Below are 17,730 nucleotides of genomic sequence, written 5' to 3'. Positions count from 1 at the left end.
CCCTTGTATTGGCCTGCGATCAGGACAGAGGGGGAGAACGCTCGGCCAACAATGCTTCCGGCGTCATATATTTGGTCGTACTCCAGCCACCGTCCAGCGCAATCGTCTGGCCATTGATATAACTGCCCTCTTTCGACGCCAGAAAAAATACCGTGGCGGCAACATCCTCCACAGTGCCCTCGCGGTCACAGGGCGTCAGCTCATGATTAATACGGCGGAAGGGTTCAGCGTCCCATGCAGCATCGGTCATTTCGGTGCGAATAACCCCTGGGGCAACCACATTGCTGCGAATACCCGCCGCACCGTACTGACAGGCAAAGGCCTGCATCATGCCGATCATGCCGGCCTTGGCCGCGCAATAGATACCGCCATCCAGACCGCCCAGCATGCCAAAGACCGAACCGATATTAATAATGGAAGATCCCGGTTTCATTACCCGCAGCGCTTCACGCCCGAAACGAAATGGCGCTTTCAGGCTGGTATCAATGACCTCGTCGATGGTTGCATCGTCAGTCTCCGCAGGTGGCGCCCACTTGCCGGCGCCCGCATTGTTTACCAGGCAATCAAGTCGTCCAAAGCGCTCCATGGCGGCGTCGACCGCCCGTTGCGGTGCATCGGTTGCGGTAACATCCGCAACCACAGTTGCAACGTCAGCCACGCCCTTCATATCGGCCACTAACTTATCGAGGCGGTCCTGGCGTCGGGCAACAGCCACAATATTCCATCCGTTACGCGCAAAATAGCGAACAATTGCATCGCCTATGCCTGCACTGGCACCTGTGACCAGCACCACCGGTTTGTCAGAATTGTTTGCCATTATCTGTCAGGCCTCCGTTCAGGATTTTATTTGCGACTTGCTGACCGATTCTAGGACGTATCGGTAGCCGCCGACGACCACTTCACCACTGCAGTGCAGTTGAGGGCATTTTGTAGCTCCGTTTCAGGCTAATCGACGGTGCGCTGCTAGCAAACCCAGCTCGCTTGCACTAACTGTCGAAACCGTGACACGACAAGTCGGGAATCCCTTTGGTGCTTATAGTTTGATGACCTTCATCCTGTGATGCCCCTGCCAAAAGGAAGAGCACCATGTCTTTTGAGTTGAATCGGCGCCTGGCCGCAAAACGCGAGTCTCTGCCTACGTCAGCCACCGTTGATGCGGTGAGCGCCGCTATTATTCGTGGCGCGCTGGAAACCGTATGCTTCGAAGCAGCCACGCATCTGGGGCGCGCCGCCTCGTCGCCTATTATCAACCAGTCTAACGAGCGCAATGCCAGTGTCATCGACGCACATGGTCGCTTGGCTTCGGGTTCTATCGGCACCCCACATCTGACTTTTGTATCGCAACTAACGGTTCGCTATGGGTTGGAAAAACTGGAAGAGTATGACTGGGGACCGGGTGATGTTTTCCTTGGCAATGACCCGGATTTCGGTGGCGGCCACCTACCCGACTACAACGTATACGCGCCGGTATTCGACGACCGCGGTGAACTGGTACTGATTCAAGCGCTGCAGGCTCACCAGGGCGACACTGGTGGAAAGGACCCCGGTGGCTTCACTCTTGAAGCTACTGACATTTTCACTGAGGGGCTGGCCATACCCTGTGTAAAACTGGTTCACCGCGGTGAGAAGCGCAAAGACATTATCAAGCTTATTGAACGCAATAATCGCTTCGCCTCCTTCTCGGGCGATCTGGCCGCCATGATCAGCGGCGTGCAATTGGGCGTTCGTCTGCTGGACGACGTTATTGAGAAATGGGGGGCTGACTCAGTTAAAGCTGCCATCAATTACAACATTGAACACACTGAAAAATGTTTCCGCGACGAAGTGAGTGCCTGGCCCGATGGCACCTATGAAGCCGATGTATTTATCGATCACGACACTCAGGGCACTAAAGACGTCAAAGTACATGTCGCGTGCAACATCGAGGGCGACCAACTCACCGTCGACCTGACCGGCACTGACGATCGTCAAGAGCTGGTTGGCGTGTGGAACACTTTCGCTAACAGTCGCGGCTATGTGATGACCCAGCTGTCGGCGATGGTTGACCCCGGCATTATCAAAAACGAAGGCCTGTTCAACGCCGTCGATATCATTATTCCGGAAGGCTGCATCGCGCATCCACCACCCAACAAACCAGCTGCCCTGGGTTCGTTCCACCCGGCCTGCGAAATCACCGAGGCAGTATGTGTAGCGCTGTCAGAAGTGGTACCAGAACGCGCTGCGCCGCAGGTGTATAAAATTGGCATGCCCAACGCGGTTATCTGGTTTGACGAAAACGGCATGATGCAGATGGATCAGGGAGTGGACGCACGCTCGATGGATGCCTCTGCGGTACAGGGGATCGATGGCTGGGGCTCCTGCCCCGTGTCGCTGGGCAATCTGCTGCTTTCGGAGGCCGAAGAAGCCGAGGCGCGAGGCCCCGTTATCAACCTCAGTCGGGAAATGACCACCGATGCTGGCGGCGCCGGTCAATGGCGGGGACAGCCGGGCAGCCTGAATGTAAAAAAAGTGCTGCAACCCACCATGGCCACCGCGTGGATGGTTTCATCTGCCCACCCAATGAACGGCATGTGCGGCGGCGATCCCGCCAGCCCCTACACAAACCATTTTGAAGTGGGCACACCGAACGAATACAAAATTGACCTGACGATGCAGGCTCAACTACCGGCCAATGCAGTGATCGCTTATCAGCACGGCGGCGGTGCCGGCTTCGGCTACCCCTGGTTGCGCGACCCGGAAGCCGTGAAAGAAGACGTACTGGACGACTATGTGAGCATAGAAGGCGCTAGGGAAAAATACGGTGTCGTACTGACTGGCTCACTGGATGACTACGATCTAACGGTGGATTTAGCCGCGACCCAGGCGCTGAGGAAAGAGATGGCTGCCGCGAAAGGAGTTAATCCATGAATTACCGCGTTGGTATAGATATTGGTGGCACATTTACCGACTTCGCACTATTGAAAGGCACGCAGGTTATTGTGCACAAGAATCTGAGTACGCCTGAAGACCGCTCCATCGGGGTAATGACCGGACTGGATACGCTGGCTCAGAAAGAAGGTTTGAGCCTCGCTGATTTTCTCAGCCAGTGCGACGCAATCGTGCACGGCACGACCATTGCCGATAATACGTTGATTGAAATGGACGGCGCTGTCACCGGCCTCATAACCACCGAAGGCTTCCGCGATGAACTCGAATACCGTCGCGGTTTCAAAGAAGATATTTGGGACACACGTTTGGCGCCGCCCAAACCCATTGTGCCACGACGTCGCCGACTAACCGTACCGGAACGCATACTGTACGATGGCTCGGTTTACAAAACGCTGGACGAGGGGGCGGTACGCGAATGCTGCCGCAAGCTCAAAAAACAGAAAGTTGAATCCGTTGCAATATCGCTGATCTTTTCGTTTGTAAACCCGTCTCATGAAAAGCGTGTAGCCGAGATAGTCGCCGAGGAAATGCCTAGCGTGCATCTCTCCACTTCCCACGAAGTATTGCCGCGTGCACCTGAATACGACCGCACTAGCACCACAGTTGTAAACGCCTACGTAGCACCACGGGTTACTTCCTACCTCGAAAAACTGGTGAGCCGGCTACAACAAGGCGGCTACAAGAATCAGCTCATGGTAATGCAGGCCAGTGGCGGCGTGATGACCAAAGAGTATATCGAGGGTTCACCCATTCGGGTATTGGCTTCAGGCCCGGCCGGTGGTGTGATCGGCTCAGCCCATGTGGGCAGCAAAAAAGGCTATCCCAACATCTTATGTGTCGACATGGGCGGCACCTCCTACGATATATCCGTCGTCGCGAACGGCAATGCGCCAGCTATCGCTGGTTGGAATATGCACCACCGCAACCTCGTGGGTGTACCCATGGTGCAGGTGGAAACGCTCGGCGCAGGTGGCGGTTCTATCTGTCATATCAACAACGGTGAGTTGCAGGTTGGCCCTGCATCCGCCGGCTCTGACCCAGGCCCTATCTGCTATGGTCGCGGCGGACAAAACCCCACCGTAACCGATGCGCTGCTGATGCTAGGCGTGCTATCGGCCGATTCAGAATTTGCTGGCGGCAGTTTCTCGCTGTCGGCAAAGGGCGTGCGCGAAGCCTTTCACTCAATCGGTGAGCGACTCGGCAGCAGCGCGGAAGAGATAGCCTTCGACGCCTGGCGGCTGGTAAACGCCAATATGATTCAGGCCATTCGTCGCACCACCGCCGGCAAAGGCATCGACCCGAAAGACATGGTAATGCTGGCATACGGTGGCAATGGTGCCGCATTTGCCGCGGTGCACGCCGAAGCGCTGGGTATAAACAGGGTACTGATACCCAAAGCCTCGCCCACTTTTTCGGCGCTCGGCACACTCGTTGCCAAGCCGAGTATCGACGAAGAACGCTCGTTTATCTGCCCTGCCAATGCACCAGATCTCAAAAAACTGCGCCAGCTATGGGAAGAACTGGAGGCGCGCGCGGTGAAATACTTTGCTGATGCCAATTTCCGCCAGTCAGAAATTCAATCTACCTACCAGATGAATATGCGCTATCGCGGTCAGAACTTCGCGTTGACGTTTGATATGGGACAGAACGATCTGAGTTTTCTTGATGACAACTTGGGTGGCAAGGCGATTGCTGCGTTTAACGAACGACATATGGCGGAATACGGCCATGTTCGCGACGAGGAAATTCCAGAAATCACCGGTGTGCGGCTGGCAACGTCCGTCGACACGCCAGCGCCCGTGGTAGACAGCGGCTTTACCACCACCGCCTTTGACGCAGAACACACCACTATCCGCAAAGTGAATTTAGGGCAAGGCTATCAGGACACGCCGATCCACCGCGGCGTAAATTTGCGTCCCGGTCACCGTATTACCGGCCCGGCTGTGATTGAGGAAACGTTCACCACTATCGTGGTCTATCCGGGGTGGATTGCGGTGCTTGATGATGCGGGCGACTATGAATTACGGCTACAGAGCGTGTGACCGTTCATTCAGCCGCCTCCCATACTTGGTACTTGGTACATCGCCTAACGCTGCCGTACTACAGCAGCCTATAGCGGCTTTCAATTGCAAGGTGCCCGGACTGCTAACGCAGCGACCAGCTCTCGTCGCGCTTGATGGCGCGACCATCTTTCTCCAGCTTTAATAGATGCGCTAACAACGAATATTGCGCTACCGGGTGCAACGACGGATCAACATCGTCATAAACCGGCACCACCAGCTCTTCCAAGGTCACACGATCAAAACCGGATAGCTTTTCCACCACTTTGGCTTCGCGTTTGAGCCGGTGACCAATCAGGTACTCCAACTCTTTTGCCGGTTCCGGAATCAAACCGCCGTGTCCGGGGGCGATATACGCCAGTGGATACTCAAGCATCCGGCGCAAAGACTCAATGTAATCCTTCATATCGCCCGCAGGCGGAATGATTACCACTGTTGAGCCCTGCATCACATGGTCACCGGTAAACAACAAACCACTGCGCTCGTGCAGGTAGCAGAAGTGATTTCCCACGTGTCCCGGCGAATAAATGGCTCGAAGCGTTTCGCCATCCACCGCAATGGCTTCATCGTGCTCTGGCTCGCGATCGGGCACGAAGCTCTCGTCCTGAAAACCGTCCTGCTCAATTACGGAGCCGATAATCGACGCACCGGTACGCTCACGCAGCAGTGCGGCACACGGTGAATGATCGGGGTGCGTGTGGGTGGTGACTATTTGCACCACCTCGCCACTGAGCTCGTCCACTGCCCGCAGAATTGCCTCGCAATGGGCAGGCTCCGCCGGGCCTGGATCAAGCACCGTGATCTCTTTACGGCCCAACAGATAAGTATTGGTGCCCGGCCCTGTCATCACCCCCGGGTTCGGTGCTACTACCCGGTGTATACCCGATGCCAGTTCTATGGCCTTGCCGTGGGTAAAATCATTCATAACTCAGACAAGTTGCTTGATGGGCACGTTCGGGTTTACGTCCGCGTCATAATCCACGCCGTCCAGCTCAAAGCCAAACAGACGCATGAATTCGTGCTTGTACCCGGCAAAGTCAGTCAGCTCACGCAGGTTGTCAGTGGAAACCTTAGCCCACTGTGCGGCCACCGCTTCCTGAATTTCCGGACGCAGCTCCAGATGGTCTTGTCGCAGACGGCCTTCATCATCAAGACGCGGCGATGCGTTATAGAGATTATCTTTAAACAGGCCGTAAATCTGCTCGATACAACCCTCATGACTACCGTCGGCCTTCATTTGTTTGAAAAGCAGCGCCAGATACAGCGGCATGATGGGAATCGCCGAGCTGGCTTGGGTAACGACCGCTTTCAGTACCGATACCCTGGCATCCCCGCCTTTTCCAGCTAGCTTTTTGCGGATATCCACCACACGGCGATCCAGGTCCTGCTTGGCCTGACCGATCGTACCGTGCCAATAAATATCCCAGGTTAACTTCTCGCCCAAGTAGGTATAGGCAGTTGTTTTGGCACCGGCTGCCAGTACCCCGGCTTCATCCAGCGCGTCAATCCACATCTGCCAGTCTTCACCGCCCATAACCGCCACCGTGTTGTCTATTTCTTCCTGATTCGCCTGCTCCAGGGAAACGTCCTCAACGATCTCCTTGTCAGTATTGACACCGCGCTGGGTCACACTTTTGCCAATCGGCTTGAGGGTAGACCAGTGCACTTCACCGGTTTTCGGGTGCTCGCGGCGTGGTGCGGCCAGGCTGTAAACCACAAGATCTACCTGACCCAAATCTGCCTTGATCTGAGCGATGGTTTTGTCTTTCAGCGCGTCAGAAAAAGCGTCACCATTGATACTCTTGGCGTACAGGCCATCGGCCTCGGCAAACTTGTGGAAGGCCGCCGAGTTATACCAGCCAGCGGTGCCCGGCTTCTTGTCCGTCCCTTCTTTCTCAAAAAAGATGCCCAGCGTTGACGCCCCGCAACCAAAAGCGGCTGTAATCCGCGACGCCAGGCCATATCCGGTGGACGCCCCAATCACCAAAACACGCTTGGGGCCGTTATCGATCGCGCCCTGTGCCTTTACGTAGTCGATTTGCTCTTTGACATTCGCCTCGCAGCCAACCGGGTGGCTGGTGACACACATAAAACCGCGTACGCGGGGTTTGATGACCATGCAGCTTATTCCTTTTACAATGAGCCTTTAGACAGGCCGCATTCTAGCAGCCTCATCCCGCCCGGACTAATGTTCGACGTCAACATTCCGAACGGCGGATTTTCTCAATATACCGGCTGAAAATGACGCTTTCACTGTGATTACCCTTCAATATGACACGCCCGCAGCATGGACAGAAACCGTGCTGGCTAACTTTGATACTTTTTTACTGGACCATGCAGCTGCCGAAAAAAAAGCAGCGGGCATGGCCATCTCTATGGCTTCCCACTACCCCGACAAGCCGCCACTGGTGGAGGCCATGGCTGATTTGGCGGTAGAGGAGATGAGTCATTATCGGGAGGTGGTGAAAATCATCCACCAGCGCGGCGGGCACACTGCCGCCGACGAACGCGACCCCTATGTCAATGCGCTGCGCAAACACCTGCGCAAAGGCAGTGAGGCCTACTTTCTCGACCGCCTGCTGCTCGGTGGCGTGATCGAGGCTCGGGGCGCGGAGCGTTTTGGATTGATTGCCGACGCACTTGAAGCGGGGCAACTGAAAACATTCTACAACTCCATCAGCCGCTCTGAAGAACGCCATCGCACGCTTTTCACCGACCTCGCCGCCCGCTACTTTCCAACCACGGCTATTGAACAGCGGCTCGCCCAATGGCTGCGCCTGGAGGCTGAGATTATTGCGGCCCAGCCCATTAAAGCCGCCCTGCATTGACGAACCAGAGATAATGCCCGCCGCTTACCTGTCACGCTACGCCGAACCTGACACCGACCTCGTCACCACACTGCCGGGGCAGTGGCAGTCGGCGTTGGTCACTCCTGCCTACAAAGAAACAGGTGCATTTCTCGATTCTCATACCGCTCCCGAACGGCTTTTGATATTGGTTGTAAACCGGCCCGACAATGACAGCGATACCCGCTGGGCACAGCAGCTACTTGAAATGCTGGGGGCGGCCAAGTGGCAACAGGCGCATATATCCCTGCATTGCGCGGAACAAACCGCCCTCAACGGCGACGTTTTACTCATAGACCGCTGCCTATCGGGACCGCCGTTGCCGGCCAAGCAGGGGGTTGGTCTAGCCCGGAAAATCGGCTGCGATATCGCCTGCCGGTTACATAGCCGTCAGCAGATTCTCTGCCCCTGGATTGGCAGCAGCGACGCAGACGCTCTGCTGCCCGGCCACTATGACACTGCATTGTCGGGTTTACCCACCGATGCAGCCGCCGCCATGTTTCCGTTTAACCATCGGCCCGAATCAGTGCCGGCATATGCTGTCACGCTCTACGAACTGCATATGCTCTACTACGTGTCAGGCCTACGCTTTGCCGGCTCCCCTTACGCCTGGCCCACCATCGGCAGTTGCATGGCTATCAATGTCGTTCATTATCAGCAGGCTCGGGGGTTTCCAAAACGCGCCGCCGGCGAAGATTTTTACTTGCTGGACAAGCTGGCCAAGCTGGGCGGTGTGGTCCACGTATCAGACCCACATATCGAGGTATCTGGCCGAGCCTCACAGCGGGTACCCTTTGGCACCGGGCCGGCGCTGCGCAAAATTGCAGACCTTGCGTCGACAGCTGCGTTCACGAGCTATCATCCAGCCAGTTTTGTGCTTCTAAAGGCCGCACTGGAGGCACTGCGCATGGCCGCAATTGACAGCGAGGTATGCCTCCAGCAAGCGGCACGCCATAACGCATGTGATTACAGTCATCTACGTTCACTGTGGCAGCAATTCCAATGTGATAACGCTATCGCCAATGCCTGGAAAAACAACCCCGACAACAAGCGTCGACAACGGGCTTTATTTACCTGGTTCGACGGCTTCAAATGTCTCAAATGGATCCATTCATGCCGTAGTCAGCACCCCGACATACCGCTAGAAAAAGCCCTGAGCGACGCGAACTGGCTCACAAGTTTTGGTTACAGTGCCGACAGCAAAAACCCGGTACATAGCATGCAGAACACGCTGGCAGACAACCAAGTGCGCGGCCCGGCCAGCATTGGGCCAAATCCCGCCAGAAATTAACATTTCAGGCCACCTTTTTTGGCTCTATCTGCCCTAGTCTTTCCGAAGTCCTGTGGTAGTATTCCCGACTGGCTAAAAATCCAAAATCAATGCCACTGGTGTTCTTCTGTCGTATCTAGAATAAAACAGGACGCGCCAATAAAAAGTCACAACTGATTCTCGGTATCTACCGAACCGCTGGAAGGGATTAACTATGAACAGATTCGCATTGAAGCTCACTGCGTTCCTGGGCAGCGCTGCCGTACCCTTGTTTGCCATTGCGCAAACGAGTTCAAATGCGGCACCCATCGCTCTGGAAGAAGTCATCGTAACAGCACAGAAAAAGGCAGAGTCGCTACAGGATACGCCAATATCTCTGACGGCGTTTGGTGCTGAGCGCCTTGAAACCGATGGCATCAACAGTCTCGCAGACATCGGTTCCAAGGTGCCCAGCCTGACCATCGAGCCCTTCCCCATCAACAACACCACACTGCGTATTTTTATTCGCGGTATCGGCATCTCAGATTCACAGGTTACGCAGGATCCGCCGGTAGGGATTTACGTTGACGGTGTCTACGTCGCCCGTGCAACTGGTACTGCACTGGACGTTGCGGAACTGGAGCGGATGGAAATACTGCGCGGTCCGCAGGGTACGCTGTACGGCCGTAACACCACTGGCGGTGCGGTAAACTTGATTACCAAACGCCCATCTGTCGACGCCTTTGAATTCAAACAAAAGTTTGTCTTGGGCAACCGCGACCTGTTCACCTCGAAAACCTCTGCCAACCTGCCGATTACCGACACACTGGCAGCCAAGGTCGCGTTCCTGACCACCAGTCAGCGCGGCTGGCTGGAAAACACCGGTCCGCAGAACGATCCCAGCAGCCCCGGTTTTATTGCCGGTGACAGCGAAGACTATTTTGGCAGCCGCGATGTACAAGGCTACCGTGTAGACCTGCGCTGGGATGCCACTGATTGGATGACAGTCGACTACGCCTACGACTTCTCCGATATGACCACGGTCAACACCATTTACCAGCCGGTCACCCCACCCTGTGGCGGCGATCCGTCGACCTGTAACAAGGGCCAGACCGATCAAATCAAGGAATCCAGCTCCTCTAGCACCACCTATAGCGACAAACGCCTGGACAGCCTGGCCAGTAGCGCGCCAATGGAAGATTCGGCCACTGAGGTTGAAGGTCACTCCATCACAATCGCCATGGATTTTGATACCTGGCAGATGAAATACATCGGTGCCTACCGCACGCTGGAAGACCAAGCTTACGCTGATCTGACGGGTGATGGCGATCCAGACTTCCGCCTCGACTCCAACGGCTACTGCGGTCCTGCCGCACAGGTTGCGGTGGGCGGATGTACCCCGCTGGTGGTTCCGGTTATCACCCAGGAGCAGACATCACACGAACTGCAGTTCACCGGCGATTTTGCCGATGGCCGCGTAGAGTACATCGTGGGCGCCTATTACTTTGAAGAAGAAGCCCAGGAAGACAACTCACCGCTGCACCACCAGCTGAGCGCGCCGATCGATTCCGATCCAAGTGGCTCCACTCGCATCGTTAACCTGCTGAGCCAGAAATACGATATTGAGAACGACTCCAGCGCACTGTTCGGTCAGTTCACCTGGACGCCAGCCATCTTAGAAGATCGCCTGCACTTGACCTTCGGCTACCGTCATTCTGAAGACAGCCGCTACGCGTTGAAAAACCAGCAGGATTTTGTCTATATCGAAAGCCCCCTCCTGGCTGCAGTGGGCGGTGCGGCAGAAGCCAGTAACCCGCTGGTTGCCACTTTCCTCGGCGGCGCAGGCATTCCAAACTCTGCCGATCGCGAGTTTGTGAATGTTGAGGGCGACAAGGATTTCTCTGATGACTCCTTCACCTTCACGGCAGAGTTTGATATCACCGACGACATCAACATCTATGCCAAATCTGTTGAAGCTTACAAATCGGGTGGTTACAACACTCGCGACCCGCAGCGCGACGGCAATCAGGGCCCGGCCTCTGATGGCACTGACTACGGATTTGGCTTCAAGGAAGGCTTTGATTCCGAGAAGGTTCAATCCTATGAAATCGGTGTTAAAAGCGAGCTGATGAACCGTCGTCTGCGTCTTAACGGCAACGTGTTCTACAGCGAGTACACCGACATCCAGCTGAACCAGATCCTGACTGGCACCGTAGCTGACACCAAGGTAAGCAACGCCGGTGAAGCAGAAATGCAGGGTATGGAAATGGATGTCACCTTCCTCGCGACGCGCGATATCCTGATGCTGTTCAACTACGCCTACCTAGATACCGACGTAACCAAGGCGACGTCAGCAGCTACTGGTGAAGACATCTCCGACACCTTCGTATTCTTCTCTGCGCCGCAGCACTCCTACACGCTGGCCGTAGACTGGACCATTGCCGAAGGTGACTGGGGTCGACTGAACTTTAACGTTAGCCATAACTTCATGGACGAGCGCAACGGTGGTTCACGCTCATTCAACGTGGCTAAAAATGGTGACAAGTCGCGCGGCACCTTCCTCGACGACTACCGCCTGACCAACCTGCGCCTCGGCGTTACTGGCATGCCTCTGTGGGGCGGTGTCTTCCAGGTAGCCGGTTGGGTCAAGAACGTAACTGACGAGGAATACCACGTCACTGCGATCGATAACACTCCGCAAATCGACCGTGCGGTTATCTGGGGCGAGCCCCGCACCTACGGTCTGGATTTGATCTACGAGTACTGAGCCACGACGCTTGACCAAAAGGGCTGCCTCGGCAGCCCTTTTTTTTGGTTCGCCATAAACAACTGTGCGGACAGGGTTTAGTTTTGATGCTCTCTATCGGCAGCTACCCTCCCCCAATCCTGCTCTAAAGTGAGAGGGTTCACTTTTTAGTAGAGGTGCGTACGGAACGGCTCGGATGGCCTCCTCTCCTCTTTGGGACAGGGGCAGGGCGAAGGAGCTCTTTCTGGAGCGCAGCTATATCACAACAAACGATGGTTGAAGCACTCGATTTCCACTCGAAGTTACGCTTAGCGTTTTATGGCCGGACAGTCGCAATGACCCCACCACAGCAGCGATCAGTCCAACATATTAAACATCCCCAATATGAACTATCTTACTGACCGTAAATGTCATTATTCTGCGGGCAAAGTCCAATATAATACTGGTGCCTTAAAATCACTGACACGCAGCGGAGCCTATAACCGATGAGCGATAAATCCAGCCCGACAAAACCCAAAAAACTGGCCGAGATCCGTGACTGGGGCATCGAAACCGACGTGGCCGTCATCGGCTTTGGCGGCGCCGGAGCCTGCGCTGCACTGGAAGCCGCTGACGCCGGCGCCGATGTAACTATCTTTGAGCTGGCCAGCGCCAGCGGCGGCTCCACGGCCTTGTCCAGCGCAGAAATCTATATGGGTGGTAATGGCGGTACCCGCGTACAAAAAGCCTGTGGTTACGACGACACCTCTGACAATATGAAAGCCTTTCTCAAAACGGCTTTTGGCAGCAACGCCGACGAAGCGAAGATCGATGCCTATGTCGATAACAGCGTCGACCACTTTAACTGGCTGGTGGAAAAAGGCGTTCCATTCAAGGACTCTGAGCTGAAAGAACGCGCCATTATGGCTCTCACCGATGACTGCCTGCTGTTCACGGGTAACGAAAAGGCCTACCCCTTCACTGAATCAGCCTACCCGGTACCGCGTGGACACAACCTCGAAATCGAGGGCGACAACGGCGGCCCGCTGCTGATGAAAATTCTTACCGAACAAGTGGAAAAGCGCAGCAATATCACCGTGAGTTACGAATCGCGCGCCCTCACCTTGATCACCGACGATAGCGGTGCAGTTGTCGGCGTTCTGGTCCGGGTCAATCAGCAAGAAGTCGCCGTGCGCGCTCGTAAAGGCGTCATTCTCTGCGCAGGCGGGTTCTGCATGAACGAAGACATGGTGCGCAAGTACGCACCACTTTTTGACAAGAAACTAGAACCCATCGGTAACCCCGGCGACACCGGCTCCGGCATTCTGATGGGGCTGGGCGTCGGCGCCGGCACCGTGAACATGCATGAATGCTTCACTACCATTCCCTACTACCCACCCCAGTCACTGACTTACGGCATCTTCGTGAACGATAAAGGGCAACGGTTTATCAACGAAGACTGCTACCACGGACGGGTGGGTTTCAACGCTCTGGTGCAACAGCACAACCATTCCAAACGCATCTACCTCATTACCGACGTGGAAGGTTACGGCGACTACGAAAAAATGAGTTATCTGGGCGCTCAGGTAGCCGGCACCGGTGAGACGGCCGAAGAACTGGAGCAGGAACTGGCGCTGCCCGAAGGCACCCTGAGTAGCACACTGGACGTTTACAACCGCAATGCGGAAAACGGTGAAGACCCACTGTTCCACAAAAGCGACGCCTGGCTGCGCCCGATCAAACCGCCGTTTGTGGCACTGGATTGCACCTTGGGCCGTGGTACCTTTTACCCCTTCTTCACCCTTGGTGGCCTCGACACCCTCAGCACCGGCGAAGTACTGACACCTGAGCGGGATATCATTCCGGGCCTGTTTGCTGCCGGACGAACCACCGCCGGTATTCCGCGAACCGCAGCGGGTTACGCCAGCGGCATGTCGGTGGGTGACGCCACCTTCTTTGGCCGAATGGCGGGCAAGGCAGCTGCAGCACGCTAGATCATCACCTTAAGGTGGCCTCCCCGGCCGGGAGGCTGCCTTAAGGCTGGAAACATAACGGGTTCAGCGCTTATCCCACCCACGCACACAACGCATGTTGTACTACCCACCATTGAGTCGATCGGCCTTACCCAAGGCGCGCCCTAGCCTACGGCAATCGCCTGAGCAGCCAGTGGCACCCTGAAGGTACTGTTGTCCTGCATCCTGCACTGCGCCGAAACACGCCAGCATATGTCCCAGTACTACCTGATGGCCGCGATGACCCGCCATTACCGTTCTATCACTGAGCGTGAAGACAGCCAGATATCCTAGAGACAACACTGGTCGAGGAGCGTTAAAAACCCTGCTTTTTAGTGCCGCGCTTTGGAACGGCGGCCAGCGGGTTATCAGGCCAGGGGTGTTTCGGATAACGCCCTTTCATGTCCTTTTTGACGTCGCTGTAGGCGTTGTTCCAAAAGCTTTCCAGATCCTGTGTAACCTGCAGTGGGCGCCCAGCTGGCGACAGCAAATGCAATGTCAGCGCCAATTGGCCTCCGGCGATTTTCGGCGTTTCCCGTTGACCGAACATTTCCTGAAGTTTTACCGCCAACACCGGCGGCGACTCACTGTAATCAATTGCTATACGCGAACCACTTGGTACTTCAAGTGTACGTGGTGCCGCCTCGTCAAGTTTGCGCGGAAGCGGCCACGGCAACAGCGTAGCCAGCGCCGTTTCAAGATCCAGTGCTTGCAGCTGCCGGATATTTTTGACTACCGGCAAATAAGGCTCCAGCCATTGATCAAGGTGCGCCGCCAACCACTCGTCAGATAAGTCCGGCCACTCACTCTCGCCCCGAGTTTGCATATCGAGCCTGTACAAACACAGTACCCTTTGCTGAAGGCACCGCGCATTGTCACTCCACGGCAAGGCCTGCACACCACGCTCGGCCAGCCAGTCCATCAAGGCGGCCTTTAACACAGCATCGTCATGCTCGCGCACTGCTTCCCGATTCAGCACCAGCTTCCCGACGCAATATTGGCGCTCAATCAGTAACTGGCCATTCTCTCGCCACTCCACCACTTCACGCCGCTCAGGCGCAGGCAAAATATCGCCAAAAAAATGTGGGCTCAGGGGTGCGGCGAGAAAGATCCGGTCGTTCGCCTGGCCAGCGCGACTCCCCAATTGCGCTACGGCGAGCAATGTCTCGCGCTGCAGTGAGTCGTCTTCTGCAAGCACCGCGCCGCGCCCGTTTGCGAGCTGGAAGCCGGTACTAGCAGAAGAGCGCTGCTGTGCGATGCGTTCAGGGTAGGCAAGCGCAATACACAATCCTATGCTTTCCTGCTGCGACACTCGTCCTGGCGCCGGCTCACTCGCTGGCTGCTCGCCACCCTTACTCAACATTTTTCGAAATTGCTTCGCCTGTTGTTGCAGACGCGATGCAACCCCGCGATTGCGCAGACGATCCAATGGCAAGCGCAGGCTCAAATCAGCACCCAGCACCGGCTCAGGATCACGATCAGATAGCAGCGCAGCAATATCAGCCGCCATCGGCAACACACCGATCTCGCGGGCCTGGATTAGCATATGGGCCAATCTCGGATGCACTGGCAATTCGGTCATCGCTTTGCCGTGCTCGGTTATAACACCGTCGACCGAGCAGGCACCCAAGGATTCCAATAATGCAAGCGCTTGTTGCCAAGCGGCACCTGACGGTCGCTCTAGCCATTCAAGCTCATCGACACCAACGCCCCATAACATCAACTGTAGCGCCAACGGCGCAAGATCTGTGTTGACGATTTCCGGCTCGTCGAAGGCAGGCAATTCTCGTTGTTGCTCCTCGCTCCACAACCGCCAAGTATTGCCCGCCGCCAAACGTCCGGCGCGGCCCGCTCGCTGCTCCGCACTTGCGCGGGAAATGCGTCGGGTGCTCAATCGGGTCATACCCAAGCGGGGGTCAAAGGCGGGTTTGCGCGCCCAACCACTGTCAATCACCGTGGTGATGCCTTCAATCGTCAAACTCGATTCAGCAATATCTGTCGCCAATACCACCTTGCGCCTGTCCGCAGCGACCGGCCGAATCGCCTCGCGCTGTTTTTCCAATGACAAGGCACCATAAAGGGGCGACAAGCTCACCGAATCCGACATCGAATTTTCGGTCACCGCTTGTTGCAACTCCCTCTGCAGTCGGAGTATTTCTCCCTGCCCCGGCAGGAAGACGAGGATGCTGCCCTGATCCTCTACGAGGCACTGCAAAACGCATGATTTTACTTGGGGAACAATGTCGCGCAGGTCACTTCTTCCCCGATAGTGAACGGTAACGGGAAAGCTGCGCCCCTCACTGCGAACCACGGGTGCACTATCGAGATAGTCCGACAGCGCATCACTGTCCAGCGTTGCAGACATAACCAGCAACTTCAGCGGCAACGCGTCGCGAAACAACCCGCGTGCATATCGACACAGTGCCAGACCGAGGTCGGCATCCACCGAGCGCTCATGAAACTCGTCGAAGATCACCAGGCCGACTCCCTCCAGACTGGGATCGGTCTGCAGCATCCGTGTGAGCACCCCTTCCGTCACTACCAGAACTCTGGTATTAGCGGACACGCGGCTCTCCAGCCGCATGCGGTAACCCACAGTTTCACCGACCGGTTCTCCCAGCAGATCCGCCATGCGCTGGGCCGCGAGCCGTGCAGCAATCCGCCGGGGTTCCAGCAACAATATGCGCTGTTGCGCAAGCCATGGCTCGTTCAACAAGGACAAAGGTACACGTGTGGTCTTGCCCGCACCGGGTTCTGCCACCACAATAGCCTCATCGCGCTTTTGCAGCGCCTCATGAATCTTGGGAAGTACCTGATCAATAGGAAGTGACATGAATAATGCAATGAGCCAACAACGGCGCAAAAGCATAGCATACTGGCACAACAGCCGATGAAGGCCACCGCACTGGTTACCGGCGCTACCGGTTTTATAGGCTCCCATCTTGCCCGGAGATTGTTAGCCGAAGGCTATCATCTCACGGTGCTGATTCGACCGGGGGCAACATTGGAGCCCGCGCTTCGCGAACAATGCCACATCGTTTACGGCGATCTCAACGACTCACGCGCTCTGGCGTTCGCGGTACGTGATTGCGAATTCGTGTTCCACTGCGCTGCCAATGTAAACACCTGGGACTCCGCGACCAATTACTACCGAACCAACGTGCTGGGTGTTCAAAACCTGCTCGATGCCCTGGTACACAACAATCTTATTCTGAAACGTTTTGTACATATTTCGACGGTTGATGTTTACGGTTATCCGCAGCACCCTGCCGACGAAACGACCGAGCCACGAAAAGTAGGGTTCGGCTACGGTGACAGTAAACTGGAAGGTGAACAGCGGGTTTGGCAAACTGCGAACGCCCACAATCTGCCATTTACGATTATCCGTCCCGCCAACGTGATTGGCCCTGGCAGCCAATTCATTCGGGAGATTGGCAACGCTTTAGACCGTGGCGACATGCTGACCATTAACCGCGGGCAGGCCCACGCAGGACTGATAGACGTTGATAACCTGATAGATTTGCTTCTGTGGGCCGCACGCAGCGACAAGGCAATCAACGAGATCTACAACGCCCGCGACGACACCGAATTGAACTGGTACGACACTCTTCAGCTTCTGCAGCAGATGCTACAGACTGACAAAAAAATCCGAAACTTGCCTTTCCCTGTTGCCATGGCCATCGCTCGCATTGCTGAATCTCTCTACGCCCTGACAGGGCAAACTCAGGAGCCACCGCTGCACCGCCTGCTGGTGTGCATGTTTGGGAAAACCTGCGGCCACAGCGCGTTAAAAATTCGACAAGCCAGTAACATTACTTCGCGAATACCCATTGAAGAAAGCATCCAGCGATCTGCGCAATGGTTTTTAAGTGACATTGATAGAGCCAATTGATAGAGCCAGCGTTCCTAC

Annotated in this window: 11 protein-coding genes; 7 read left to right on the top strand and 4 right to left on the bottom strand. The window is 55.8% G+C overall.

Annotated elements, in window-relative coordinates; genetic code table 11:
* Nucleotides 1-19 precede the first annotated feature (19 nt).
* Complete coding sequence (locus AC222A_RS00370; RefSeq protein WP_372748016.1) at nt 20-817, bottom strand: SDR family NAD(P)-dependent oxidoreductase; 798 nt, start codon at nt 815-817, stop codon at nt 20-22.
* Between the two features lie 269 nt (nt 818-1,086).
* Between AC222A_RS00370 and AC222A_RS00365 the strand changes: the two genes are divergently transcribed.
* Together AC222A_RS00365 and AC222A_RS00360 are read left to right on the top strand one after the other, a co-directional pair.
* Nucleotides 1,087-2,907: a hydantoinase B/oxoprolinase family protein gene (locus AC222A_RS00365; RefSeq protein ID WP_372758173.1), complete on the top strand. Its 1,821-nt coding sequence runs from the start codon at nt 1,087-1,089 to the stop codon at nt 2,905-2,907.
* Complete coding sequence (locus AC222A_RS00360) at nt 2,904-4,970, top strand: hydantoinase/oxoprolinase family protein (protein ID WP_486774538.1); 2,067 nt, start codon at nt 2,904-2,906, stop codon at nt 4,968-4,970. Before AC222A_RS00365 ends, AC222A_RS00360 begins: the two co-directional genes overlap by 4 nt.
* Before the next feature lie 103 nt (nt 4,971-5,073).
* Here the strand turns inward: AC222A_RS00360 and AC222A_RS00355 are convergent, their stop codons facing one another.
* Complete coding sequence (locus AC222A_RS00355) at nt 5,074-5,913, bottom strand: MBL fold metallo-hydrolase (protein ID WP_372748019.1); 840 nt, start codon at nt 5,911-5,913, stop codon at nt 5,074-5,076.
* A 3-nt stretch (nt 5,914-5,916) separates the two neighbouring features.
* Nucleotides 5,917-7,107, bottom strand: a complete 1,191-nt coding sequence (gene fabV / locus AC222A_RS00350; protein WP_486774537.1) for an enoyl-ACP reductase FabV — start codon at nt 7,105-7,107, stop codon at nt 5,917-5,919.
* Between the two features lie 136 nt (nt 7,108-7,243).
* Here fabV and AC222A_RS00345 point away from each other — a divergent pair, with 136 nt between their 5' ends.
* The 4 genes from AC222A_RS00345 (at nt 7,244) to AC222A_RS00330 (ending at nt 13,802) form a co-directional block, all read left to right on the top strand.
* On the top strand, nt 7,244-7,816 hold the full coding sequence (locus AC222A_RS00345; protein ID WP_372764156.1) for a tRNA-(ms[2]io[6]A)-hydroxylase: 573 nt from the start codon (nt 7,244-7,246) through the stop codon (nt 7,814-7,816).
* 13 nt (nt 7,817-7,829) lie between these two features.
* Complete coding sequence (locus AC222A_RS00340) at nt 7,830-9,125, top strand: hypothetical protein (RefSeq protein ID WP_486774536.1); 1,296 nt, start codon at nt 7,830-7,832, stop codon at nt 9,123-9,125.
* A gap of 193 nt (nt 9,126-9,318) precedes the next feature.
* Nucleotides 9,319-11,850 (top strand): TonB-dependent receptor, encoded by a 2,532-nt coding sequence (locus tag AC222A_RS00335; RefSeq protein ID WP_372749430.1) that lies wholly within the window; start codon nt 9,319-9,321, stop codon nt 11,848-11,850.
* A gap of 464 nt (nt 11,851-12,314) precedes the next feature.
* Nucleotides 12,315-13,802: an FAD-dependent oxidoreductase gene (locus tag AC222A_RS00330; protein ID WP_372763844.1), complete on the top strand. Its 1,488-nt coding sequence runs from the start codon at nt 12,315-12,317 to the stop codon at nt 13,800-13,802.
* A gap of 334 nt (nt 13,803-14,136) precedes the next feature.
* Here AC222A_RS00330 and hrpB read toward each other — a convergent pair whose 3' ends face one another.
* Nucleotides 14,137-16,653 (bottom strand): ATP-dependent helicase HrpB, encoded by a 2,517-nt coding sequence (gene hrpB / locus AC222A_RS00325; RefSeq protein WP_372798118.1) that lies wholly within the window; start codon nt 16,651-16,653, stop codon nt 14,137-14,139.
* 57 nt (nt 16,654-16,710) lie between these two features.
* Here hrpB and AC222A_RS00320 point away from each other — a divergent pair, with 57 nt between their 5' ends.
* The gene (locus AC222A_RS00320; RefSeq protein ID WP_372749612.1) at nt 16,711-17,712 is read left to right on the top strand and encodes an NAD-dependent epimerase/dehydratase family protein; all 1,002 of its coding nucleotides are present in this window, start codon (nt 16,711-16,713) and stop codon (nt 17,710-17,712) included.
* Nucleotides 17,713-17,730: the final 18 nt, after the last annotated feature.

This window comes from Litorivivens sp., from assembly GCF_057445395.1.
The sequence above is the reverse complement of the archived record's forward strand: the minus strand, read 5'-3'. Positions and strand labels throughout refer to the sequence as shown.